The following is a 25,851-nucleotide window of genomic DNA, read 5'->3' as shown; positions in this document are numbered from 1 at the left end:
AAATTATCTGCTCAAATACATTTTTCGTCTCGAATACAATTCGTAGAATTGATCGTCTTTTAAATCTTCTATAAACAAAATACTTTCACCCGTTGATTTCATTTCCGGACCAAGTTTTTTGTTTACGCCATGAAACTTTCCAAACGAGAAAACCGGTTGTTTGATGGCATAGCCTTTTAATTGAGGGTTAAAAGTGAAATCGGTTACTTTATTTTCGCCTAACATCACTTTAGTAGCATAATTTACATACGGTTCACCGTATGCTTTTGCAATAAACGGAACGGTGCGTGATGCTCTTGGATTGGCTTCAATAATATAAACAATATCATCTTTTATAGCAAACTGAATATTAATCAGTCCTACTGTTTTTAATGCCAATGCGATTTTTTTGGTATGATCTTTAATTTGTTGCATTACAAATTCACCCAAATTAAAGGGAGGTAAAGTAGCATTACTATCACCAGAATGTACTCCACAAGGTTCAATATGTTCCATGATTCCGATGATGTAAACATTTTCTCCATCGCAAATGGCATCGGCTTCTGCCTCAATTGCACCATCTAAATAATGGTCTAAAAGCAATTTATTTCCGGGAATATTTTTCAACAAATCAATCACATGTTCTTCTAATTCTTGCTTGTTGATCACGATTTTCATTCCTTGACCACCTAAAACATAAGAAGGTCTAACCAACAAAGGAAAATCCAACACATCTGCTAAAGCAGAAGCTTGATCTGCATTTTCAGCAACACCAAACTGCGGAAAAGGAATTTTTAATTCAGAAAGAAGTTCAGAAAAACGACCTCTGTCTTCGGCTAAATCTAACGCATCAAAACTGGTTCCGATGATTTTTATGCCATAGCGGTCTAATTTCTCAGCAAGTTTTAGTGCGGTTTGTCCACCTAATTGCACAATAACACCTTCCGGCTTTTCATGCTGTATAATATCGTAGATATGTTCCCAAAAAACAGGCTCAAAATATAATTTATCGGCCGTATCAAAATCGGTTGAAACCGTTTCCGGATTACAATTAATCATGATTGTTTCATAACCACATTCCTTGGCTGCCAAAACACCATGAACGCAAGAATAATCGAATTCGATTCCTTGTCCAATACGATTCGGTCCCGAACCTAGCACAATTATTTTTTTCTTGTCAGTAACCACACTTTCATTTTGCACGTACTTTTCTCCCGTTGCCGTTTCAATTTCTGCTTCAAAAGTGGAATAATAATAAGGTGTTAACGCTTTGAATTCTGCCGCACAAGTATCAACTAATTTGTAAACTCTTTTTATGGATAACTCATCACGTTTTTTATAAACTTGACTTTCCAATCCACGCATCATGTGGGCAATCTGTCTATCTGCAAATCCTTTTTGTTTGGCTTCTAAAAGTAATTCTCTTGGTAAAGAATCAATTGTATATTTCGAAATTTCCTTTTCCAATAAGTAAAGCTCTTCGTATTGCTTTAAAAACCACATGTCAATTTTGGTGATTTCGTGAATTCTACTCAACGGAATACCCATTTGAATGGCATCATAAATCACAAAAACGCGATCCCAACTCGCGTAAGTTAGCTTTTCAATAATTTGTTCATAGTTTTTATATCCTTTACCGTCTGCTCCCAAACCATTTCGTTTAATTTCTAGTGATTGCGTGGCTTTGTGAAGAGCCTCTTGGAACGAACGCCCAATACCCATAACTTCTCCCACCGATTTCATTTGAAGACCTAAAGTTCTGTCTGCTCCTTCAAATTTATCAAAGTTCCATCGTGGAATTTTTACTATAACATAATCCAAAGTTGGTTCAAAAAGTGCCGAAGTCGATTTGGTAATTTGATTTTGAAGTTCATCCAAATGATAACCTAAGGCTAATTTAGAAGCTATTTTTGCAATGGGATAACCTGTTGCTTTTGAAGCTAAAGCGGATGAACGGGAAACTCGCGGATTAATTTCAATAGCAACAATATCTTCTTTTTCATCAGGAGAAACAGCAAATTGAACATTACATCCGCCTGCAAAATTTCCAATGCTTCGCATCATCAAAATCGCCATATCCCTCATTTTCTGAAAAGTAGTATCTGAAAGTGTCATTGCCGGTGCAACGGTAATACTATCACCGGTATGTATTCCCATTGGATCCATGTTTTCAATAGAACAGATAATAACTACATTATCATTTTGGTCACGAAGCAATTCCAATTCATACTCCTTCCATCCCAATAAAGCCTTATCTATTAACACTTCATGAATCGGTGAAGCCTCTAATCCTCGTGTCAGTAATTCATCAAAATCTTCTTTATGGTGAACAAAAGCTGCTCCTGTACCTCCCAAAGTAAAGGAAGGACGAATCACCAATGGAAATCCAAACTCTTGAGCAATTTCTTTTCCTTTTAAAAAAGAAGTAGCTGTTTTCGCAGGAGCGGCTCCCACTCCAATACGTTCCAAAAGCTGTTTAAATTGCTCCCTATCTTCTGTAATATTGATAGCATTAATATCTACACCGATTAATCTTACATTAAAATCAGCCCAAATACCTTTTTCATCCGCTTCCAAACACAAATTTAAAGCTGTTTGTCCTCCCATGGTAGGAAGAACAGCATCAATATTAGGATGCTTTTTTAAAATTTCGATGATGGATTTTGTAGTTAAAGGCAATAAATAAACATGATCGGCCATAGATGGATCGGTCATGATGGTTGCCGGATTGGAATTGATTAAAATTACTTCAATTCCTTCTTCACGAATGGAACGGGCGGCTTGAGAACCTGCATAATCAAATTCGCAGGCTTGCCCAATAACAATTGGGCCTGAACCAATAATTAAAACCGATTTGATAGAATTGTCTTTTGGCATGTTGTTGCTTTATAGTAGTTTAGTTGTTTTTGAGTTGACAAGTTATAAAAAAAAGGCGTTACTAAAAAAAGTAACGCCTTTATTTATGATTATTACTAATCATTATTTTTTGTGTCTTGGTTCGCAGGAAACAGTCAATTTGTGTCTTCCTTTGGCTCTTCTACGAGCAAGGACTTTTCTACCATTTGCAGTAGCCATTCTATCCATAAACCCGTGTTTATTTCTTCTTTTTCTTTTCGATGGTTGAAACGTTCTCTTACTCATTGTTTTGTATCTTTAAATCGTGTAAATTAATAGTGGGTGGGTTTCTCAAAAACCGAGTGCAAATATACAAAGACTTTTTTTTCTCACAAGCAGTTTTATAAAAATATTTTCAATTCGTTTTATTACCTTTGCAAACACAAAAAATAAAGTCAGTATTATGTTTCACAGAAATATCAAATTAGTACTTGCGGGCTTACTTATCGCATTAGGTATATGGCAGTTTACAGAAAACAACATTGGAAACGGAATTTTTCTAATCTTATTAACTGTTTTTCCGATTTTCCTTTACTTTAAAAACGAATTTATTCTACTTGCTTTTTTAAAACTGCGAAAACAAGATTTTCAAGGTGCAAAAAATTGGTTAGACAAAATCAAAAACCCTGAATCTGCTTTAGTAAAAAAACAACAAGGTTATTATAATTATTTACATGGATTAATGGTTTCTCAAACTAATTTGAACCAAGCTGAGAAATTTTTTAAGAAAGCCATTGAATTAGGTCTTTCAATGGATATGGATTTAGCGGTAGCCAAATTAAATTTAGCAGGAATCGCTATGTCCAGAAGAAGAAAAATTGAAGCAACTAATCTACTAAATGAAGCCAATAAGCTTGACAAGCAAAATATGTTGAAAGAACAAATTACAATGATGAAGCAGCAGTTGAAGAAAATTTAAAAAAATCTTATTTAAAAATATGAAAAATCGATTTACAAATTGTTGTGAATCGATTTTTTTAATTTAATTCTATTGACACATTAATTAAATTTAAGTTGTCTTCACAAAAATGATTTTTCTTATTTAAGCATGGCTATACCATTTAAACGAGAAAATATTGTTAAAAGAAATCGTTGTAGTTGTTAAAATTGAATGTTTTTTACCTATACAAAAACTATACAACAATGCAAATTTAAACCAATTAAAAAGTTCCGAAAGCATTGGATATTAAAGAAAAAGTCCGAAAATTAGACTTTCTCAAAGCATGGATAAAATAAATAGAAATGTATAGTTAAAATATACGGAAATATGAATTTAATAATCAATTAATACTTAAATTTGAGATTAGTAAATATTAACTCAAAAAATTAAATATTATGAAAAAAATTACTTCTTTTATTTTCTTATTAACAGCGACTTTTGGATTCGCACAAAATCTCATCACTAATGGTGATTTTGAAAGTGGTACCGCCGGTTGGTCAGGTAATGCTTTGAATGTGGTGACTGAAGGGGATAACAATTACAATGCTGCAAATGTTACAACTGCCGGAAATGCTTTCGATGTTAACTTAAGTTATGTATATCCTATGACAACTATGGGAACTACGTACAAATTAACTTTTACAAGTTTTTCAGATGGAGATAGAACTATGGTTGTTGGAGTAGGATTAAATGAAGCTCCTTGGACTGCAGTTACACAAATTGTTGATTTAACTAACGGTCCACAAACATATGTAGTGAATTTAACAACAAACTTTGCTAGTGCGAATAGCCGAATTATTTTTGATATGGGTGCTGATACTGGTTTTGTTGGTATTGATGATGTAATGTTAGAAATTACTACAACAACTTGCAATAATGGTATACAAGATGGTGATGAAACAGGAATTGATTGTGGAGGAACTTGTCCTCCATGTTTAGTTTTACCAACTTCAGCAGCACCTACTCCTCCTGCAAGACCAGCAGCAGATGTTGTATCTATCTTTAGTGATGCATATACAAATATAGGTTTTGATAATTTTGATGCCGGATGGTGCGGAGGAGCAGCAACTACCTTGATGACTATTGAAGGTAATAATACTTTACAGAAAAACCCAGGTGTAGTTTGTCATGGTATTGATTTTCAAACTAACAGACAAAATTTAACTGGTTTTACTCACGTTCATTTTGATTTTTACATTACCGATACCAATTTAGTTGGTGATGTTTTTAATTTCAAACTAGTTAATTTTAATGGCGGAAATTCTGAAAGTTCAGCACTTGAAGTAAACATAAACGGAGGAACAACACCTCAATTGGTTGCCAATCAATGGGTTTCTGTAGATGTGCCTATTACTGCTCTTGGAGGAGTTGTAGCAGGAAGTTTAGCTCGAAATGACGTAGCTCAAATTGGTATCACAACTGCAATGGTTAACAATGTATGGTACGACAACATCTATTTACACAAAAACACTTTGAGCGTTTCAAGTTTTGAAACTGCCAAAATTAAAATGTACCCTAATCCTGCTAGCACCAACTTTACAATTGAGGCACAAGAGTTAGTAAGCAATGTAAGTGTTTTTAATGTTTTAGGCCAAGAAGTAGTTACAAACAATCCTAACAACACCCAAGCAACTATTGATATCTCTGGACTTCAAGCTGGTATTTATGTTGTAAAAGCTACTATTAATGGAAACGTTTCAACATCAAGAATTATAAAAGAATAAATAAAAAAATAATAAAAAGGCTGCCCAATCATTTAGGCAGCCTTTTTTATTTACTTAAACAGAGTTTTAAAATTAATGTTGAAGAATTATTAAATTCTAATGAAGAAAAACGTTGGAAAAATAATTTAAAACAAATTAAACATTACTAGTATAGTTATTAAGTTAGGTTATTATTTATGTAAAAACAAGTAATCAATATCGGAACAAAACACAACAAAAAATACAATCCAAACTATACACAACCTCAACATTAAAGTTTGAAATCTCAAAAAATCAAAAATTAATATTATTTATTTCTTTTTGCAGAAAAACAAATAAAAATAAAAATTATAAGTTCAAAACAACTTAAAAAGTTAAATAGACAGATTAATTCTATAAAATCCATACAAATATTACACGCTGCTCAACAGCTGTTTACATAAATGTAACAAGTTCAAACAAACTAAAACATACTTTAATAATGACTTTATTTTTTTCTGATTACTTTTCAGCTTGTAATTTAATCACTAAACTTTTTGAAAGAAAAAAATCTTTTAATTATTAGGTTTTAATAGTGTGTATATTTTTTGTTGAGGTTGATTTATTAATAATGTAATTTTTCATTAGTATTTTTATAAAATCAAAATTTTAACTAACAACTTTTTACATATATCATTAATCTTTTTTAATCTAACAAACCAAAATGAAAAAAATAATTTTATTACTCCTACTTTGGTGTTTTTCGCTTCCTGTTTTTTCGCAAACTGAAAAAGTTTATGTTGATGCGAATAATTCTCAAATGAAACTTAAAGTCAACGGAAAAGATTTTATAGTCAACGGAATGAATTGGGATTATTTCCCCGTGGGAACCAATTACTCATACAGTCTTTGGAATCAACCCGATAATTTGATTCAAGAAGCATTAGATGAGGAAATGGGCTTGCTGAAAAATATGGGAGTAAATTCTATTCGTGTCTATACAGGAATTCCAAAAAAATGGATTGAATATATTCATACTAACTACGGAATTTATACCATGCTCAATCATTCATTCGGACGATATGGTCTAACGTTGGATGGAGTATGGACGCCTAATACAGAATACAGCAACGAAAAAACTAGAAAATTACTTCTTGAAGAAGTAACACAAATGGCTACTGATTATAAGGATACCAAAGGTCTCTTGTTATTCTTGTTGGGTAATGAAAACAATTACGGTTTGTTCTGGGATGGTGCCGAGACTGAAAATATTCCGATTAAAGACAGAAAATCAACTATACGAGCTCGTGAAATGTATAAACTTTTCAATGAGGCCTCTGTAGCAATAAAGGCTATTGACTCCAATCATCCTGTTGCTTTGTGTAACGGTGATTTACTTTTTTTAGATTTAATTGCTGAGGAATGTAAAGATGTTGATATTTTTGGAACAAACGTATACCGTGGTGTTTCTTTTGGAGATTTGTTTGAAAGAGTTAAAAAAGAATACGGAAAACCGGTTCTTTTTACAGAATTTGGTGCAGATGCCTTTAATGTTATCACCAACCAAGAAGATCAAAAATCTCAAGCTTATTACTTAAAAGGAAATTGGAAAGAAATCTATGAAAATGCTGCCGGTTTAGGTAAAGCCGGAAACTCATTAGGTGGTTACACTTTCCAGTTCAGTGATGGCTGGTGGAAATTCGGCCAAACTAAAAATTTAGAAATACACGATAACAACGCTTCTTGGTCAAATGGTGGTTATCAAAAAGATTATAATGAAGGTGAAAATAACATGAATGAAGAATGGTTCGGAATTTGTGCCAAAGGTCCAACTAACGAAAAAGGTCTATATCAATTGTTTCCGCGTGCTTCCTACTATTTATTGAAAGACTTACATAAATTCAATCCATATGCTCCGGGTGCTAACCTAGAAAGCATTAATCTACATTTTGGAGATGCACAAATTATGGATGCAACCTTAAGAGCGAGAGGTGACAAAGCAGCCATGGGAGGAAATGACACTCAAATTTTAAAAATTAGTAATCTAAGAGCTGAATTTACAACTTTTAACACCGGTGGAAGTCTGATTACAACACCTAAATCAGACGATCCAGATACATCTGGATATCCAAATCGATTAGGTTTTGACCACATGCAGTCCTATTTTATTGGTGTGGAAGGAAATCCCACAGCCAATATGAGAGCTAATGTAAACGTAAACATTCTAGGTCGTGTAGCTGAAAATCCTATTAACGAAATTTTCTACGAAAACCGAGGTCGAGCTCAAAATGTTGAAACAGCAGATGGAAGAGTTTTATCCACAGATATCAACCGAGTTCAAATTTATAATGCTTCTTACACATGGAATGCAAAAGATTTTGAATTAAGAGGTTTTTATAGAACCGGGCACTACCATTGGGGTTATGAAGGCGATTTCTTTGGCCTCTATCCGGAAGCAAATTATGGCCCTAATTTAGATATCTATAATGGAGAAACGTTAGGTTTTGAAATCGATGGAAAGAGAAGTCTAAAAGGACTTAAAGCAGCATTCGGACCACAATTATGGTGGGGTGCTAACCCTGCTTATTTACTAAAATATGCTAAACAAATAGGAAAATTTAATATCGCAGCGGTTTATCATGAAGATATCAATCAAGCTGAAGTTTCTCAGTCGGTTTCTTCCATCGCATTTCCTATACCAAAAACACGAAGAGCCACAATTTATGTACAGAGAAAAATAGGAAGCTTAGGAATCGAATTAGGTGGTATTTGGGGAGGTCAACCTTTAAATGGTAGAGAATTTCAAATGATGGGTGGTTTAGTTCCTGATGATTATGAAATAGATGGTGTTCCTCTTGATGCACCCGAAGGAACTCGATTTTACTATGAAGACAAAATTAATTCGAAAGACAATTGGGGTGGTAAAGCAAAATTTACATTTTCAAAAGGAAAAGTCAATGCATATGCTCAAGGAGCAATTATGGGTTTGGTCGCAAATGGTGGTGCTGATAATACACAAACATTCACGGGTTGGCGTTTGAAAGATAGCGGTAGTGGAAATCAAATGAACTTTTTGACCGGATTTACATATAACATTAATTCAAATTTACAAATAGCACCAAACTTTCTTTGGCAAAAGCCACTAGTAGAAGCAATCGAGTCAGATGTGCCTGTATTATTAGAAGATGATATACTATCAACATCTGTTCTAAGAAATATTTTAGATGACCCATTTATAGTAAGAGCAAATAGAGAAACTATTGGGGCAGAACTTTTAGTTACCTACGACCCTACTCCTGCAACTTGGATGTACGAATGGAATAATGATATGGTAGAAGATGCAAAATTTGCCTTTAGTACCGGATTTGTTTATCGTCATTTACCAACCACACAAGATGCCGCAATTGGTTTCTTAGAAAATCGTTCATCTTTTGCTTTTGAAAAATCAGCTCCTGCAGAAGATTTATGGGAATCAAATACACGAATTGTTTCTAAATTAACCCCTGATTTTGGTCTTATTGCCAATATTTATTTCGGAAACGGACAAGCCAATGGTGATTCCGAAAGAACAATCAACAGAATGGGCTATGATTTAAGAGCAATATACAGAAAAGTAAAAGTGGTTACTTCATTAAAAATAAACGATTGGGGTCCATTTGATTACCATAGAGATTTTAACTTAACCTATCCTCTCCAAAGTGCTATAGATATTTCAACCTCTGTTGGAAAGCCAAACTGGTTTATTTTACCGGATACTAGAATCGGAATCATGGGAATTTGGCGTTCACTTGACCAATATTCTCCAAGATATTCTCCAAATCAAACAGCTAATGATTTTGACACTGAACCAATTTTATCTCCTGTAGGATTTGGAAATGGATCAGAATGGGAAATTAGAACTTATATTCACATAAATATTGGAAAATAATTTTAAAAAATTGAAAAAAATGAAAAATAGAAAAATTAATTATTTAGGAAACACACTCCTTTTGGGATTGGTTTTAATTACCAATCTTAACTGTGAGAGAGATTTGTCTGATGAAGCGGTATTAGCTAATCTTTCTAAAACTGGTGAAGTATTTACAGACGATTTCGTAGGAATGGGAAGTGATTTTTATTTCCCATACGGAGGATCTAAACCAACTGCATGGTCAGTTGATGATACAGAAGGTTACAACAGTACTGCATCAATGCGAATTGACGTACCAAATGCTAATGATCCGGAAGGTTCCTATGCCGGTGCAATTTTAAGAGTTGATGGAGCCGGACGTAATTTAACCGACTATGATGCTTTAACTTTTTATGTAAAAGCTTCACAAGGGGTTGTAATTGGTGAATTTGGTTTTGGTGAAGATTTCGATCAAAACAAATACATGGCTACAATAACCAATGTTAGTGTAGGAACCAATTGGACAAAAGTGATTATCCCTATTCCTGATGCTTCTAAACTAACTCAAGAAAGAGGAATGTTTAGATATGCGGCCGGAAGTCAAGGTACAAATGGGTTTGGCTATACTTTTTGGATTGATGAATTAAAATTTGAAAAATTAGGCACTATCGCTCATGGTCAAGCATCAATAATGAACGGAAATAATATTTCTGAAACCACTTTTGTAGGTGTTAATTCTAATGTAGAAGGTGTAATTTCAACTTTCAATTTACCCAACGGAGTTAACCAAGTTGTAAATTTAAGCACTGCCTATTTAGATTTCTCATCATCTGATCCTAACGTTGCAACTGTAGATGCAAATGGACTAATAACATCTATGAGTCCGGGAACAGCCGTAATTACTGCAACAATTAATGGTGTTGATGCAACAGGTAGTTTAACAATTAATTGTGTGGGTACATTTGTTCATGCCCCTACACCTCCCCAAAATCAAGCGAATGTGATTTCCATTTTCTCAGATGCATACACAAATGTTCCGGTAAATTACTACAACGGTTACTGGCAACCTTGGCAAACAACTGTTTCAAATGATTTCACTGTGAATGGAGATAATATTTTAAATTATACAATTTTTAATTTTGTGGGAATAGAATTTAGTAGTCCTACTGTTAATGCAACTGCAATGACTCATATTCACATGGATGTGTTTATTCCCGGTCCTATTGCTCCAGGAAGACAGTTAAGAGTAATTGTAGTTGATTTTGGTGCAGGTGGTGTTTTTGGTGGTGGAGATGACACAAGACATTCTACAACTTTCACAGCACCAGCTTTAGTGTCTCAAAACTGGATATCTATAGATATTCCTTTCGCAAATATGCCAAATTTAGCAAGCCGTTCCAATTTAGCACAAATTATCTTAGAAGGTGGCGATGGTTCAGTTCTTTATGCTGATAATATCTATTTTTATAACTAGTATAGTTTCTAATTTATTAAAAAAAAACGAATGAAATTAAGATATATTTTAAATAAAAAAAGTTTTCTCTTTGCAAGTTCATTTTTATTACTCATGGCTTGTTCCGAAGACGAAAAACAACAAGTAGTTACTAAAACACAATTAGTAATGCAGGAAGAATTTGACACAAACGGTGCTCCAAATTCTGCTTTATGGAGTTTTGATATTGGAACCGGAAACAACGGATGGGGTAATAATGAATTACAATATTATACTGACAGACCGGAAAATATAACTGTAGAAGACGGAATGTTAAAAATTACAGCTCGTCGGGAATTATTTTTGGGTTCTTCCTACACTTCTGCCAGAATCTTAACCAAAGGAAAATTTGAACAAAAATATGGTCGAATTGAAGCTAGAATTAAATTGCCATGGGGAAAAGGCTTATGGCCTGCATTTTGGATGCTTGGAGCTAATATTGATCAAGTAAGTTGGCCGCAATGTGGTGAAATTGATATTATGGAATACCTTGGAAATCAACCTACAAAAGTATTTGGAACCGTTCACGGACCAGGCTATTCCGGTGGTGATTCTTTTGGAAAAACATACACATTGCCAAATGATAGATTTGATAACGATTTTCACATTTTTGGAATAGAATGGGGTGAAAATTATATCAATTACTATGTTGATGATGTATTATACAACCAAATTACTCCTGCTGATGTGGATGGTGAATGGGTATTTAATCAACCTTTTTATATTATCTTAAACATGGCAGTTGGAGGAAATTTACCAGGTTCTCCAAATGCTGATACCTCATTCCCTCAAACTATGTTAGTTGATTACATAAGAGTTTACGAATAAAAAAAGCAAAAAAAAGTTACAGTTAAAAAATATGAGCCAAAGTCGGTATACTATGAATTTTGAAGAATTAGACAAAAAAGAGAAATCAATATCCATGGAAATGGTTAGTATCAAAGGAGAAAGTTATTATAAAATAGAAAACTCCGATTGCATGCGACCCTTTTTCATGAGCATCGTAAGTGACTCCAATCATTGGATGTTTATTTCCAGTAATGGAGGATTATCAGCCGGAAGAAAAAATGCAGAATTCGCCCTCTTCCCCTATTACACCGATGATAAAATCACAGAATTTGCCGATATCACCGGAAGTAAATCGATTTTTCAAATTCATACAGATGACAACACATTAATTTGGGAACCTTTTTCCGAACGATTCAATGATCAATACAACATTAGTAGAAATTTATACAAGAATACGTACGGTAATAAAATCATATTTGAAGAAACTTTTCATGATTTGCAATTCACGTTTCGATACCACTGGAATTCGAGCAACGCATTTGGCTTTGTACGAACTTCAGAAATCATAAACGATTCAGACAAAAATTATAAAATTACACTGTTAGACGGAATTCAAAATATTCTTCCGCATGGTGTAGAAAGCGGTTTGCAAGCAACTACCAGTAATCTGGTAGATGCTTACAAACGCAGCGAATTAGAAGAAAACAGCGGATTGGGCATTTTTGCACTCAGTGCCATCATCGTGGATAAAGCCGAACCGAGTGAAGCTCTCAAAGCCAACATCGCGTGGTCGTTAGGATTGGAAAATCCAACTTATTTGCTTTCATCTAAACAAGTTGCTGCTTTTCGTAAAAATCAAATGCCTACAACTGAAACCGATATAAAAGGTGAAAAAGGTGCCTATTTTGTTTCTACTAATTTGAATTTAGGTGGTAATTCTTCTAAAAGTTGGAAAATAATCGCCAATGTTAATCAAAATCAAGCACAAATCATTGAATTAGCGGCTGCTATTTGTACTGATAAATCGCTGGAACAAAAAGTGGTTGATGATATGAATCTTGGTACGCAAAACCTCATCGCTTTAAATGCTACGGCAGATGGTTTACAATTCACAGCTGATGCCCGAAAAGATACCCGCCATTTTTCTAATGTGCTGTTCAATATCATGCGAGGCGGAATTTTTGATAACAATTATCAAATTGAGAAAGGCGATTTTACCTCGTACATCTCAAAAGCAAACAAACTTGTTTTTGAAAACAATAAATCCTTTCTAAATGAATTACCAACCACTTTCGACTATTCCGATTTACAAAAACGTATAGAAAAGTTGGATGATGCCGATTTAATTCGATTATGTATAGAGTACCTTCCGCTGAAATTTAGTAGAAGACACGGTGACCCAAGTCGCCCATGGAATAAGTTTTCCATCAACACAAGAAGTGAAATAGACGGCTCAAAAATATTGGATTACGAAGGAAACTGGCGTGACATCTTCCAAAACTGGGAAGCCCTCGCCTACGCTTTCCCTGATTTTATTGACGGAATGATTCATAAATTCTTGAATGCTTCCACTTTTGATGGATATAATCCGTACCGAGTAACCAAAAGTGGTTTTGATTGGGAGGCTATCGAACCAGACAATCCGTGGTCATACATCGGTTATTGGGGCGACCATCAAATCATTTATTTGCTGAAATTTTTAGAGTTTATCGAAAAATACCAACCCGGAAAATTAAATTCCTACTTCGATAAAGATTGTTTTGTGTATGCTGCTGTTCCTTATATCATTAAATCGTATGAGGAAATTGTACAAAACTCAAAAGACACTATTGCTTACAGCCACGAGTGGGAAGCAAAAATCAATAAAAGAAGAAGTGCAATCGGTGCAGACGGTGCTTTGTTGCGAGACAATAACGACGAGATTTATCATGTCAATTTGATAGAAAAAATCCTGGCAACAGTTTTAGCAAAAATGTCCAATTTTATTCCCGAAGCCGGTATTTGGATGAACACCCAACGTCCTGAATGGAACGATGCAAATAATGCCTTGGTTGGAAACGGAGTCTCGATGGTAACGCTCTATTATTTAAGGAGATTTTTGAAATTCTTCGAGCAACTATTGGATAATTCAAACCAAGAAACCATTAAAATATCCAACGAAATGGTTGAATTTTATCATGCCATTCGCGAAAATTTAATTGCCTTTCAACCGTTACTCTCTGCTTCTATCCACAACGAAGACAGAAAAAAAATTGTCGATGCTTTAGGAAAAGCGGCCTCTGATTACCGTCATCAAATTTACAATAGTGGGTTTTGGGGTAAAAAGAGAACACATTCTATGGATGGTTTAAAAACGTTTACGAAAGTTAGTTTAGCATTCATCGAACATGCTATCAATGCTAATCAAAGACAAGACAAATTATTTCATGCCTATAACTTAATGTCAATTGAAAACAACGGCGTTACTATTTCCTATTTACCGGAAATGTTAGAGGGTCAAGTGGCCGTTTTAAGTTCTGGCTATTTAAGCGGAAAAGAATCACTTGATGTGCTAAATGCATTGAGAAATAGTTCGTTGTATCGACCCGATCAACAAAGTTATATCTTATATCCAAATAAAGATCTTCCAAAGTTTTTAGAAAAAAATACAATTCCAAAAGAGAAAGTTGAAACGTCTGAATTAATGCAAACATTACTTCAGCAACACAATTTTCAATTAATTAATAAAGATAGCAAAGGTGGATTTCATTTTAATGGAAATTTCCATAATGCTAATGATGTTAAAAATGCTTTAGAAGAACTTGGAAAGCAAGAACATCTTAAAGATTTAGTTGCCAAAGATGCTGAAAAAGTGTTGCAAATTTTTGAAGATGTATTCAACCACAAAGCATTCACAGGTCGTTCCGGAACGTTTTATGGTTATGAAGGTTTGGGTTCAATTTACTGGCACATGGTTTCTAAACTTTATCTTTCCATTTATGAAGTAACTGATTCAGCTATTGCAAACCAAGAAAATAAAGAAGTTATTGACCAATTAATTTCTCATTTCTATGAAATTGGAAATGGAATTGGCGTTCATAAATCACCTGAGGTTTACGGTGCATTTCCAACTGATCCTTATTCGCACACGCCATTTAACAAGGGAGCTCAACAACCGGGAATGACAGGTCAAGTGAAAGAAGATATTCTTACCAGAATTGGAGAATTAGGAGTAAAAATGAACCAAGGAAAACTTCAATTTCAACCTAATTTATTACACAAAAATGAGTTTTTAACCCAGCCAAAGGAAGCAACTTTTTCATTGGTAAACGGTCAAACAAAAACCATTACACTTGATAAAGATTGCCTGGCATTTACCGTTTGTCAAGTTCCAGTTATTTATAAAATTGATCAGGTAAACGATATCAAACTTACTTATCAAAACGGAATTGAAGAAACCATTGAAAGCTTAGAATTAGACTATAAAAACAGTAAAAAAGTTTTTGATAGAACCGGTGATATTACAAAAATTACAGTTTCATTAACCGCGAATAATTTACGATAATGAAAAAGTTGATTTACATCATATTCCTCATGGTTCTATCATGTAATCAAAAAGACAATAAAAATTTAGTCTCAAAAGAAATTACTGCCAAAATGATTTTAGGAAACACAAATTATCAAGCTATATGTTACGGAGGATATCGAACGAATTCTCGCGAAATTCAACCCACAATAGCAGAAATAAAAGAAGATTTAAAATTACTATTTGCCTTAAACATTAAAGTTTTACGAACGTATAATGTGCATTATGAAGAAGTTTCCAATTTATTAAAAGCCATTACCGAATTAAAAAAAGAGAACGCCAATTTCGAAATGTATGTCATGTTGGGTGCTTGGATAGATTGCAAAAACGCATGGACAAATTTGCCTCCGATTCATAACGAAGAAAGCGATCGAAACGCCATTGAAATTGCGGAAGCCGTTCGATTAACCAATCAATATCCTGATGTAGTAAAAATTATTGCTGTGGGAAATGAAGCGATGGTGAAATGGGCAACTAGTTATTATGTCACTCCAAATATCATTTTAAAATGGGTGAATCATCTTCAGAATTTGAAGAAGGAAAATAAATTACCTAAAGACGTATTAATTACTAGTTCCGACAATTTTGCCTCTTGGGGCGGTGGCGGAAATGAATATCATGTGGAAGATTTGAATCAATTAATCAAAGCTGTTGATTATATCTCCATGCACACCTACCCTATGCACGACACGCATTATAATCCGGTTTTTTGGGGAATAAAAGAAAGTGAACAACAATTATCTGACAAAGAAAAGATTGATGCTGCCATGCTTCGTTCGAGAGATTACGCCATCAGTCAATACAATAGTGTGGTGGCTTACATGAAATCAATTGGTGTAAACAAACCCGTTCATATTGGAGAAACCGGTTGGGCAACACAATCCAACGAACATTATGGAAATGATGGTTCTAAAGCTACCGATGAATACAAATCCGCACAATTTTATAAATTAATGCGTGAATGGAGCAACAAACAAAAAGTTTCCTGTTTCTATTTTGAAGCTTTTGATGAAAATTGGAAAGACAGTGCCAATCCGTCCGGTTCTGAAAATCATTTTGGATTAATAAATTTACAAAATGAAGCCAAATATGCACTTTGGAATGAAGTGGATAATGAAACATTTAAAGGTTTAACCCGAAACGGAAAGCAAATTACAAAAACCTATAATGGAGATGAAAAAGCAATGTGGTCAGATGTAAAAACGCCTACATTAATTTTAAAAAATTAAGCAATGAGGAAATGTAAATACATAAATTACAAAATCAATTTATTAACCTTATCGTTAATTATGACTTTTTTTATGACCAGTTGTTCCGATACAAAAGAGTTAGAAGTTGAAGTATATCAAACTTCTGAAAGTGGAAATTTGTTGACAAAAGTAACTGAATTTTCACCAAATGAAAATCCGATTGTAATCAACATCAATCCGGAAGAAAAATTTCAAACCATAACAGGTTTTGGTGGTTCATTTACGGAAGCTTCGGCCTATTTACTCAATCGATTGAGTAAAGAAAACAGAAAGAAAATTTTGGACGCCTATTTTGGTGAAGAAGGTGCAAAGTACTCCTTAACTAGAACTCACATTGCGTCTTGCGATTTTTCATTAAGCAATTACACCTATGCCAAATTGGAAAACGACACTTTAATGGAAAATTTCACCATTGAAGATGATAAAAACGATTTAATTCCAATGATTTTAGAAGCAAAAGCGATTTCTAAAGATGGTTTTAAAATCATTTCGTCGCCTTGGTCCTGCCCGCCTTGGATGAAAGACAATAAAAATTACGTTGGCGGAAAATTATTACCCGAATACAATGATGCCTTTGCCCTATACTTTTCAAAATATTTAGAGGCTTATAAAAAAGAAGGTATTGATATTTGGGGAGTTACCGTGATCAATGAACCGCATGGAAACGGAAACAACTGGGAAAGTACGCTATTTTCACCGGAGGAGATGACTTTATTTGTACAAAATCATCTCGGACCAAAATTAGAAAAAGACGGTTGGAAGGATGTAAAAATCTTCGGCTACGACCAAAACAGAGCCGGATTACCGGAATGGGTGGATGCCATGTATAAAAACGAAGAAACATCAAAATACTTCGCCGGAACGGCCATTCATTGGTATGAAAGTACCTATGATTTTTTCCCGGAGCAGTTGCAATATGCTCACAAAAAAGCTCCAAACAAATACTTAATTGAAACGGAAGGTTGTATAGATTCCGAAATCCCACATTGGAAAGATGATGCTTGGTATTGGAAAAAAGAAGCTACCGATTGGGGTTGGGATTGGGCAAGTGAAAAAGACAAACACTTACATCCGAAATATGCCCCGGTGAATCGTTATGCTGGTGATATTATCGGTTGTTTAAACAATTGGGTAGATGGTTGGGTAGATTGGAATATGGTTTTAGACCGTCAAGGTGGACCAAATTGGTTTAAAAACTGGTGCGTAGCTCCGGTAATTGTTGACCCTGAAAAAGATGAAGTCTATTTTACACCATTGTATTATGTAATGGCACATTTTAGCAAATTCATGCGTCCGGGAGCTGTAAAAATAGGTTGTACGATTGATCATAAAGAACTAATGGCTACCGCTGTAAAAAATCCGGATGGAACTATTGCAGTTGCAATTTTTAATCCATCCGAGAAGAGTCATTCCATTGAAATAAAACTTAATAACAATAAAACAAGCATCACAATTCCAGCAAAAGCTTTGCAAACAATTGTGATTAAATAAAACTTTTAAACTATGCAAAATAAAGTACCATTCAGTCAAAAACTGGCATTTGGTCTTGGTATGCTTGCCAATCAACTGTTTCCTGCAATGCTAGGAATTTTTATTGTTATTCTAATAGATAAACTGGGATTTCCGGGTTGGATGCTTAGTGCAATTTATTTTATACCTAAATTATTCGATGCAATTACAGACCCAATTATGGGTTTTATTACAGACAATACCAAATCGAAATGGGGACGAAGAAGACAATATGTGATTATTGGTGCTTTAATTACAGGTATTTCATTTGCTTTTATGTGGCAATTATATGCTGATGATTCTGTAAATTATAATTTTTACTACTTTATGATTGTATCCTTAGTTTTTTACTTAGGGATAACAATATTTAGCGTACCCTTTGTAGCGATGGGCTATGAAATGAGTGATGATTTTCATGAGAGAACCAGTATCATGGCCACCTCACAATTAATTGGACAATTAGCGTGGGTTTTTGCTCCTTGGCTTTGGGTAATCATGTATGATGTTTCATTTTTTCCTTCAGCAGAAGAAGCAACAAGAACACTAGCTGTTTATGCGGCTATATTTTGTACAATTCTTGCTATAATACCCGGAATTTTTATTAAAAGTAAATCTACTTTAAATGAAAACTACGAACCCTTAAACTTAAAAAATGCCAGTAGAAGTTTTGACCTTATTATTCAAGGTTTCAAAGAAGCTTTAACAATAGTTCCATTTAGAAAGTTATGTATTGCTACTTTTTTCATTTTTAATGCCTTTAATACAACTGCCGGATTTTCATTTTTTATCATTAAATATTATTTATTCAATGGTGATGGACAAGGCATTTGGCCTACTTTATTCGGATGTGTTGGAGCATTGTTTACAACATTCTTAATTATCCCTGTAGTTGCGAAAATGTCTAAAGTAATGGGGAAAAAGAAAGCATTTATTTGGTCGCAAGGCATATCCATCATTGGTTATGTATCTTTATTATTCTTGTTCGTACCGGGTAAACCTTACTTGTTTCTTTTTGCTTTACCTTTTATCTCCTTTGGAATTGGAAGTTTATTTACTTTAATGATGTCCATGACATCAGATGTTATTGATATTGATGAACTTAACACTGGCAAGCGTAGAGAGGGTATTTTCGGTGCAATCTACTGGTGGATGGTCAAATTTGGTTTAGCCATTGCCGGTTTATTAAGCGGATTGATTTTGTCCTTCATTGATTTTAAATCAGGAGCACCTACTCAAACTTATGAAACAATGTTTGAATTGAGATTATTCTTCTCTGCCATTCCAATGATTGGTACTTTAATCGCTATTTGGGTAATGAGTGATTATAGTGTTGATGAAAAAAAGGCGAGAGAAATTAGTGCCGAATTAGCAAAAAGAAAAGCAAATAAAAACGTAGAATCGTCTTCCTATTTACCGGGTAAATTAAAATCATTGGTTAAAAATAACGCTATCAGTGCTATTGAGTTTACTACGAAAAACGAATCTGAGTTAAAAATTCGTTATGCCGAAATACTCAATGATGGCCTTCACGGACTTAGTTTTAGTCCATACATAGAAGGACAACAAGCAGGTGATATTCTCTCTTCCAATCAAATTAAAAGACGATTAGACATAATAGCTCCACATACCAAGTGGATTCGTTCATTTTCATGTACCGAAGGAAACGAATTAATCCCTGAAATTGCTCACCAAAAAGGGCTAAAAACAATGGTAGGTGCTTGGATAAGCAATGATAGAAATAGAAATGAAAAAGAAATTGAAAACCTTATTAAACTGGCAAAAGCAGGTCTAGTTGATATAGCCGCTGTTGGAAACGAAGTGTTACATCGGAATGAAATTTCAGAACAAGAACTCATTGGTTATCTAAAAAGAGTGAAAGAAGCCATTCCTTCCATTCCCGTTGGCTATGTTGATGCTTATTACCAATTCTTAGACAGACCCGCGTTGGTTTCTACTTGTGATGTGCTTTTGGTTAATTTTTATCCTTTTTGGGAAGGTGCGAATTCCGATTATGCTCTATCTTATTTACAAAATATGTTAGAAATCACACAATCGGTAGCTAATGGAAAGAAAATCATTATCGCTGAAACCGGTTGGCCTAGCAAAGGTGAAAGTGTTCAAGAAGCTGTTCCGTCTGAAATAAATGCTATGCACTATTTTATAGCAGCACAGGAATGGGCAAATAACAATGCGATTGAGCTATTCTATTTCTCCTCGTTCGACGAATCATGGAAAGTAAAACAAGAAGGAACTGTTGGAGCCGCTTGGGGAATTTGGGATAAAAACGAAAAGCTAAAATTTGAATTAAAAACAGATACGTATGTCATTTAGAGAAGGTCATTATTTTTCATTCGATGAAAATAAAAATTATACTGGTGGAGAAAATAATCATCCGGAAATACAAATCTCCGAGTATACTTCAGAGGAATTATCCAAATTATGGTTAAAAACCTTAAATAAAGGGATGCATGGCATTTGTTTCAGCATGTATGAAAATCATCAAAAACCGGGTGATGTTATTTATGGCGAACAAGTAAACCGACGTATTCAAATCTTAAAACCCTATGCCAAATGGGTGCGATCTTTTTCTTGTATTGAAGGAAATGAACACATCCCAAGAATTGCACATCAAAATGGAATGAAAACGTTGGTTGGTGCATGGCTTGGAAATGATTTAGAAAAAAATGAAATCGAAATCGAAGCTTTAATTTCACTGGCTAACGAAGGTTGTGTAACAATTGCTGCCGTTGGCAATGAAGTAATGTACCGAAACGATTTAACAGAAGATCAATTATTGGAATACATTCATCGTGTGAAAGAAGCTCTTCCAAACATTCCGGTTGGTTATGTGGATGCTTATTACGAGTTTTCACATCGTCCGAGAATTACCGAAGCTTGTGATGTAATTTTAACGAACTGCTATCCTTATTGGGAAGGATGCCCGATTGAATATGCCTTCCATCACATGAAAAGCATGTATGAATCCGCTAAACAAGCCGGAAACGGAAAACGAGTAATTATTACTGAAACAGGTTGGCCAAGTCAAGGTGGATCGCTCAAAGGAGCTTTTGCTTCTGAAGAAAACGCTATGAAATATTTTATCGATACACAAAATTGGTCAGAACAAAACAATATTGAAATTTTCTACTTTTCTTCTTTTGATGAATCGTGGAAAGTTGGACCGGAAGGAGAAGTTGGTGCTTACTGGGGATTGTGGGATAAAAATGAAGAACTAAAATACCAAGAAAAAAAATAAAAAAACGCTATATTTTTTATACAATAAACATTAAAATCCAAAGGTTTAACCTTCAAAAAAAGCTATGAAAAAAGAATCAATTAGTATAAAAAACAGAAGTTTTTTAGTGCTTATTTTATCATTCGTACTGACTACTTACCATACCGATGCACAAGTTGATGTAGTGTACAATGATTTAGTTTGGTCTGATGAATTTGATACAAACGGAGCAATAAATTCTACCAAATGGCATCATCAAACACAACTTCCAAACGGTGGAAGCTGGTTCAATGGTGAAGTGCAACATTATACCAACCTAATTACCAATTCGTTTGTAAACAATGGTTTTTTAAATATTGTAGCAAAAAAGGAAACCTACACTAATCAAGGGGTTACCAAACAATATACATCTGCTCGTTTAAATTCAAAATTTGCATTTCTTTATGGTCGAGTGGATATCCGAGCGAAAATACCAACCAATCAGGGAACATGGCCAGCTTTATGGATGTTAGGAAAAAATGTCAATGAAGACGGTGGTTTTTTTGATGCAGCATTCGGAAATACAGGTTGGCCTGCCTGTGGTGAAATTGACATCATGGAACATGGAATAACACCTTCTCAACCAACAAATTATATTCAAAGTGCTTTACACACGCCTTCCTCGTATGGAAATACCGTTAACATTGGTGGTACAATTGCCTCAAACCTAGGAAATGATTTTCATGTCTATTCTATGAATTGGTCCCCTTTCGAAATTACATTTTTACTTGACGGTGTGGCTTTCTACACCTATAATCCAACCGTTAAAAATCCTAACAATTGGCCTTTTAATGCCGAACAATACCTTTTACTAAATATTGCAATGGGTGGTGTTGCCGGAAACATTCCATCCAATTTTACGCAAGCAAGAATGGAAATTGATTACGTAAGAGTTTATCAAAATACATTGGTTGATACTGAAGGTCCAACTAATTTTACAGCATCTGTAGGAGAAGTGACAAGCTCAACTATAGAATTGTTACTCAATGCCGATGATAATTCTGGAAATGTAGCCTACACCATAAGTTATGGTAGTGAAAATATTACAACGGCAAATCCTTCCGGGGAAGAAAAATCAGTCATCATTCCGAATTTAACTCCTAACACTACCTATAATTTTTCAGTTTCCGCAAGTGATGTTACCGGTAACGAATTCACTAACAATCCAATTCTTCTGAGTGCCACAACAACGGGAGTAACAGGTTGCTCAGGTTCAGATACCGAAGCCCAACAAGGTACGTTCTCAATTGGTTATAATTATGCTTTTGAAACCATTGGAAACAATGTAAAAATTACATTTGAGTTATTAGACACAGACAAAGTTGGTGTGGTTGCTTTCTTATGGAGACAAAATCCGTTTACTGAATATCAGATGGCAAATGTTTCGGGAAATATTTATACCTATACTATCACAGGACAAACAATGGGTTCGACCATCAGTTATGCTGTTAAATTTGCTTTTGCAGGAGGATTATCTGTAACCAAATATTTTACATATGTAGTTGGTGATGATTGTACACTAACCATTGATCCAACAACTGAAGTTGATTTATTTACTTTTTTAAATCCCGCAAACGAATACATGCACATCAATTCAGCTGTTGCGATTGACAAAATAGAAATTCACAATTTACTCGGTAAGTTGGTTTTGGTTTCTTCCTCCTTAAATGAACCCATAAATATCAAAAATTTATCAAAAGGTATGTATGTTGTATCTGTTTATCAAGGAAATAAAAAGAGTGTCAAAAAGATGATTGTGAAATAAACCTAAGTCTTTTTTGTAGCTATTTATTTACTATTAAACTTATTAACAGGTTATTAACCGTTATTTTTTGGATTTGTTAATAAAATTAAATAGCTTTGTTTGAATCAAATTACTTTAAATATGAAAAAAATTATTCTCATATTAGTATTTGTTACCTCAAACTTAGCCCTTCTAAGTCAAACCGTTGAGGATTCTCCTAAATTATTTACAGAAGCTGTTCGTACTAACTTTCATAAGTATAAGTCACAAAGCAATGAGGCATATCGCGTTGGTGATTTTGAAAGAGGCCAGTTTTTGTTTGACAGTTTAGTTCAAAATCAACTCATTGGCTCAAAATTTAATGATTACACCTTAAAAAGGGTTTCCAACCGAAAACTCAAAATGAGTAAGGTTAAAAAACCTATTTTTTTAATCACTTACGCAGCGTGGTGTGTTCCCGGAAAAGGTGAAATTCCTGCTTTGAATAAATTAGCTAAAGAAAATAAGGACGTTGAATTTATCGTAATCGTCTGGGGTAAAAAACAAGAAGTGAAAAAGTTTGCAAAAAAATTTAATAGCCACATTGAAGTCTGCTATGCACACAAAAATTATAAAAATGATGATGAAATTGTCGAAAGCATGAGAGAAACTTTAGGTTTTCCAACATGCTATTTGATAGATGAACATTTACAAGTTGTCAATATAAAACGAGGTGCCTCTCCTACTCCTTTAAAAACACCAACCAAAAAAGCCATGGAAATGAACTACACGGTTTTTAAAGAACGACTGACAGAACTTACCAAAATGAAAGAGGAAAATAAAGGAATGCTTGTAACGAATTAGTTATTTCCCGAAAATTAGTTTACCGGCAACAAGCAATAATATGAAACCAAAAATCTTTTTTAGGATTTTTTCGTCTATCTGAATGGCGAACTTACTTCCAATATAACCTCCAATCACAAAAAAAACAGCAATAACTGCAGCATACTTCCAATCAACATAGCCTTCTTTATAGTAATTGAATGCCGCTAAAGCAGTCACCGGAACAGAGAGAACAGCTAAGCTGGTTCCTTGTGATTCGTGTTGCGACATGCCTAAAAGCAAGAGTAATGGTACCATGATAATTCCACCGCCAATGCCAATTAATCCACTTAACAATCCGGCTAACAATCCGATACAGAGTAACAAAAGCAATGTTGAAATTGTCATTTTCATTATATAAGATTAATAACCTTCAGTAGGAATTTCTAATGTATAAACTTTTTTAGATTTATTTTCCAACTTTTTATCACGCAACCACGGATTATGAAGCTTTAAAATTTTATAGTTAATGCCTTGATTTTTAGCGAAGGTAGCCAAATCAGTTATGGTAGAATCTACCTCAATCTTTTTCACTTCAATTGGATGATACAATTGCTCGTTCGGAATTTCAAAACCATATCTCGTAGTGTTTTTCATGATTTCCTTCAAAGCCAAAATTCTGAATACATAACGAGAAGTTTCTTCCGTCAACAACAAATCATAATAATCTGTCACTTGCTGATTGGTTATTTGTTTATTTACGCCTCCCATCCCACCATTATAGGCAGCAGCAGCTAAAGTCCAATTTCCAAATTTATTTTTTGCGTCCAAAAGATAACGACAAGCTGCTTCTGTTGATTTTTCTAAATGATAACGTTCATCAACAAAATCATTAACTTCCATGCCTTTCTCTTTCGCCGTTTCAGGCATAAATTGCCAAACTCCTCTTGCACCGGCTGGCGAAACAACATTGGCTAAGCCGCTTTCAATTACAGCTAAATACTTAAAATCATCCGGAACACCATATTTTTTCAGAATCGGCTCGATAATCGGGAAAGCACGATTTGCTCTTTTAAGAATTAACGTTGTGGTAGAATGCAAATTGGTGTTGATAACCATTTCTCTATCCAAACGTTCACGAACATCGGCAATGTGCAAAGGCGTTTTTTCACCGGCAAAATCAATTTCCAAAGGAAGTGCTAAGACTTCTCTCTTTTCGGTCACGACAATTTTTTTGGAAGTTGAGTAAACAAAAAAACCACTCAATCCTATCAAAACAACTGCAATTGCTACATTTCTTATCCTTTTCATACCTAACTTTATTTATTTGTTATTTGTAAAACTACAAAAATCAACTCAACTCAACTAGCATTTAAAATAATTTTTGGCAAATTTTCATTTAACCATTTGAATTTATTCAAAATCATGATGTGTGTTCCACCCTTTACAACGGTACAATCCTGAATATATTTTATGGGAAATACATCATCAGCATCACCGTGAATATGCACTACATTTGCATCAGGATCCGTTCTATCCCAAAGAATTATTGTTTCAATGGCCCAATCTAAATAACATTTGTCTCGCACACACAAATAGCGATCATACAACTTCAAACGTTGCTTCACCGTATCGCCATAAGCAAATTTTGATAAAGCTTCCACATTTTGAACTAATCCGGTCGGTAATAACTTATAAACTTTGGTTGATTTAGCAATTTTTAAACGTCTTGGAAATTCTTTGTTGGATTTTACACTTGAAATAATGATTGTTTTTTTCACCGGAATCACTTTTGCCATTTCCTGCACAATAACACCACCAAATGAAACGCCAATCAAAACCGGATTTTTGTGTTTTACACTTTCAGATAAACGAATTACATAATCTGTTAAGGACTCTTTTGGATTTGGAAGTATCCATTCTAACAAAAACATCTCAAATTGATCCTGAGGCAATTCGATTCGTTCAAAAATTGACGTACTTGCCGCCAATCCGGGCATGAAATAAACCGGAATTTTTTCCATAACAATTATTTAAATTCA

At 34.3% G+C, this 25,851-nt stretch carries 17 protein-coding genes; 12 read left to right on the top strand and 5 right to left on the bottom strand.

The features are described 5' to 3' along the window. Positions 1-3 precede the first annotated feature (3 nt). Positions 4-2,856, bottom strand: a complete 2,853-nt coding sequence (gene carB, locus ACIQ0M_RS05410) for a carbamoyl-phosphate synthase large subunit (protein ID WP_396150509.1) — start codon at positions 2,854-2,856, stop codon at positions 4-6. Between the two features lie 102 nt (positions 2,857-2,958). Continuing rightward, positions 2,959-3,120 carry a 50S ribosomal protein L34 gene (gene rpmH, locus ACIQ0M_RS05405; RefSeq protein ID WP_026710894.1) on the bottom strand — a complete coding sequence of 54 codons (162 nt, stop codon included), beginning with the start codon at positions 3,118-3,120 and terminating at the stop codon, positions 2,959-2,961. A gap of 157 nt (positions 3,121-3,277) precedes the next feature. On the opposite strand from rpmH, the gene ACIQ0M_RS05400 reads away from it, so the two are divergent. The 12 genes from ACIQ0M_RS05400 (at position 3,278) to ACIQ0M_RS05345 (ending at position 23,851) form a co-directional block, all read left to right on the top strand. Beyond that, on the top strand, positions 3,278-3,793 hold the full coding sequence (locus ACIQ0M_RS05400) for a DUF2892 domain-containing protein (protein WP_396150506.1): 516 nt from the start codon (positions 3,278-3,280) through the stop codon (positions 3,791-3,793). 416 nt (positions 3,794-4,209) lie between these two features. After that, a complete protein-coding gene (locus tag ACIQ0M_RS05395; RefSeq protein WP_396150504.1) occupies positions 4,210-5,538 on the top strand; it encodes a T9SS type A sorting domain-containing protein in 1,329 nt (442 codons plus the stop codon). Positions 5,539-6,220: 682 nt separating this feature from the next. After that, a complete protein-coding gene (locus ACIQ0M_RS05390; protein ID WP_396150502.1) occupies positions 6,221-9,424 on the top strand; it encodes a glycosidase in 3,204 nt (1,067 codons plus the stop codon). A gap of 19 nt (positions 9,425-9,443) precedes the next feature. Continuing rightward, positions 9,444-10,859, top strand: a complete 1,416-nt coding sequence (locus tag ACIQ0M_RS05385) for an Ig-like domain-containing protein (protein WP_396150500.1) — start codon at positions 9,444-9,446, stop codon at positions 10,857-10,859. Between the two features lie 30 nt (positions 10,860-10,889). Then, positions 10,890-11,705: a family 16 glycosylhydrolase gene (locus ACIQ0M_RS05380; RefSeq protein ID WP_396150498.1), complete on the top strand. Its 816-nt coding sequence runs from the start codon at positions 10,890-10,892 to the stop codon at positions 11,703-11,705. A gap of 52 nt (positions 11,706-11,757) precedes the next feature. Continuing rightward, a complete protein-coding gene (locus ACIQ0M_RS05375; protein ID WP_396150495.1) occupies positions 11,758-15,210 on the top strand; it encodes a hypothetical protein in 3,453 nt (1,150 codons plus the stop codon). Next, positions 15,210-16,460 (top strand): glycosyl hydrolase family 17, encoded by a 1,251-nt coding sequence (locus tag ACIQ0M_RS05370; RefSeq protein WP_396150492.1) that lies wholly within the window; start codon positions 15,210-15,212, stop codon positions 16,458-16,460. The genes ACIQ0M_RS05375 and ACIQ0M_RS05370 overlap by 1 nt, the downstream gene beginning before the upstream one ends. Before the next feature lie 60 nt (positions 16,461-16,520). Then, complete coding sequence (locus tag ACIQ0M_RS05365) at positions 16,521-17,972, top strand: glycoside hydrolase family 30 beta sandwich domain-containing protein (protein WP_396150489.1); 1,452 nt, start codon at positions 16,521-16,523, stop codon at positions 17,970-17,972. Positions 17,973-17,984: 12 nt separating this feature from the next. After that, entirely contained in the window at positions 17,985-20,321 is a 2,337-nt protein-coding gene (locus ACIQ0M_RS05360) for an MFS transporter (RefSeq protein ID WP_396150488.1), read from the top strand. Continuing rightward, complete coding sequence (locus ACIQ0M_RS05355; RefSeq protein WP_396150486.1) at positions 20,311-21,246, top strand: glycosyl hydrolase family 17 protein; 936 nt, start codon at positions 20,311-20,313, stop codon at positions 21,244-21,246. Before ACIQ0M_RS05360 ends, ACIQ0M_RS05355 begins: the two co-directional genes overlap by 11 nt. A 64-nt stretch (positions 21,247-21,310) precedes the next feature. Beyond that, positions 21,311-23,029, top strand: a complete 1,719-nt coding sequence (locus tag ACIQ0M_RS05350; protein ID WP_396150484.1) for a family 16 glycosylhydrolase — start codon at positions 21,311-21,313, stop codon at positions 23,027-23,029. A 120-nt stretch (positions 23,030-23,149) separates the two neighbouring features. Continuing rightward, positions 23,150-23,851, top strand: coding sequence for a TlpA family protein disulfide reductase (locus ACIQ0M_RS05345; RefSeq protein WP_396150482.1), 702 nt, complete (start codon positions 23,150-23,152; stop codon positions 23,849-23,851). On the opposite strand, the gene ACIQ0M_RS05340 is transcribed toward ACIQ0M_RS05345, so the two are convergent. Genes ACIQ0M_RS05340 through ACIQ0M_RS05330 form a run of 3 tightly spaced genes read right to left on the bottom strand, consistent with a single transcriptional unit; the run spans position 23,852 to position 25,833 of the window. Then, positions 23,852-24,223: a sulfite exporter TauE/SafE family protein gene (locus ACIQ0M_RS05340; RefSeq protein ID WP_396150480.1), complete on the bottom strand. Its 372-nt coding sequence runs from the start codon at positions 24,221-24,223 to the stop codon at positions 23,852-23,854. 9 nt (positions 24,224-24,232) lie between these two features. Further along, complete coding sequence (locus ACIQ0M_RS05335) at positions 24,233-25,120, bottom strand: lytic transglycosylase domain-containing protein (protein ID WP_396150477.1); 888 nt, start codon at positions 25,118-25,120, stop codon at positions 24,233-24,235. Between the two features lie 50 nt (positions 25,121-25,170). Next, a complete protein-coding gene (locus tag ACIQ0M_RS05330) occupies positions 25,171-25,833 on the bottom strand; it encodes an alpha/beta fold hydrolase (protein ID WP_396150475.1) in 663 nt (220 codons plus the stop codon). Positions 25,834-25,851: the final 18 nt, after the last annotated feature.

Source organism: Flavobacterium sp. (assembly GCF_044339515.1).
Lineage (GTDB): Bacteria > Bacteroidota > Bacteroidia > Flavobacteriales > Flavobacteriaceae > Flavobacterium.
The sequence above is the reverse complement of the archived record's forward strand: the minus strand, read 5'-3'. Positions and strand labels throughout refer to the sequence as shown.

What these genes read in the sequence shown, in the direction of transcription:
- ACIQ0M_RS05345 (WP_396150482.1), top strand. Translation starts at nt 23,150, where the DNA reads ATGAAAAAAATTATTCTCATATTAGTATTTGTTACCTCAAACTTAGCC.
- ACIQ0M_RS05365 (WP_396150489.1), top strand. Translation starts at nt 16,521, where the DNA reads ATGACTTTTTTTATGACCAGTTGTTCCGATACAAAAGAGTTAGAAGTT.
- ACIQ0M_RS05375 (WP_396150495.1), top strand. Translation starts at nt 11,758, where the DNA reads ATGAATTTTGAAGAATTAGACAAAAAAGAGAAATCAATATCCATGGAA.
- ACIQ0M_RS05350 (WP_396150484.1), top strand. Translation starts at nt 21,311, where the DNA reads ATGAAAAAAGAATCAATTAGTATAAAAAACAGAAGTTTTTTAGTGCTT.
- ACIQ0M_RS05340 (WP_396150480.1), bottom strand. Translation starts at nt 24,223, where the DNA reads ATGAAAATGACAATTTCAACATTGCTTTTGTTACTCTGTATCGGATTG.
- carB (WP_396150509.1), bottom strand. Translation starts at nt 2,856, where the DNA reads ATGCCAAAAGACAATTCTATCAAATCGGTTTTAATTATTGGTTCAGGC.
- ACIQ0M_RS05335 (WP_396150477.1), bottom strand. Translation starts at nt 25,120, where the DNA reads ATGAAAAGGATAAGAAATGTAGCAATTGCAGTTGTTTTGATAGGATTG.
- ACIQ0M_RS05395 (WP_396150504.1), top strand. Translation starts at nt 4,210, where the DNA reads ATGAAAAAAATTACTTCTTTTATTTTCTTATTAACAGCGACTTTTGGA.
- ACIQ0M_RS05380 (WP_396150498.1), top strand. Translation starts at nt 10,890, where the DNA reads ATGAAATTAAGATATATTTTAAATAAAAAAAGTTTTCTCTTTGCAAGT.
- ACIQ0M_RS05400 (WP_396150506.1), top strand. Translation starts at nt 3,278, where the DNA reads ATGTTTCACAGAAATATCAAATTAGTACTTGCGGGCTTACTTATCGCA.
- ACIQ0M_RS05385 (WP_396150500.1), top strand. Translation starts at nt 9,444, where the DNA reads ATGAAAAATAGAAAAATTAATTATTTAGGAAACACACTCCTTTTGGGA.
- ACIQ0M_RS05355 (WP_396150486.1), top strand. Translation starts at nt 20,311, where the DNA reads ATGTCATTTAGAGAAGGTCATTATTTTTCATTCGATGAAAATAAAAAT.
- ACIQ0M_RS05360 (WP_396150488.1), top strand. Translation starts at nt 17,985, where the DNA reads ATGCAAAATAAAGTACCATTCAGTCAAAAACTGGCATTTGGTCTTGGT.
- ACIQ0M_RS05370 (WP_396150492.1), top strand. Translation starts at nt 15,210, where the DNA reads ATGAAAAAGTTGATTTACATCATATTCCTCATGGTTCTATCATGTAAT.
- ACIQ0M_RS05390 (WP_396150502.1), top strand. Translation starts at nt 6,221, where the DNA reads ATGAAAAAAATAATTTTATTACTCCTACTTTGGTGTTTTTCGCTTCCT.
- rpmH (WP_026710894.1), bottom strand. Translation starts at nt 3,120, where the DNA reads ATGAGTAAGAGAACGTTTCAACCATCGAAAAGAAAAAGAAGAAATAAA.
- ACIQ0M_RS05330 (WP_396150475.1), bottom strand. Translation starts at nt 25,833, where the DNA reads ATGGAAAAAATTCCGGTTTATTTCATGCCCGGATTGGCGGCAAGTACG.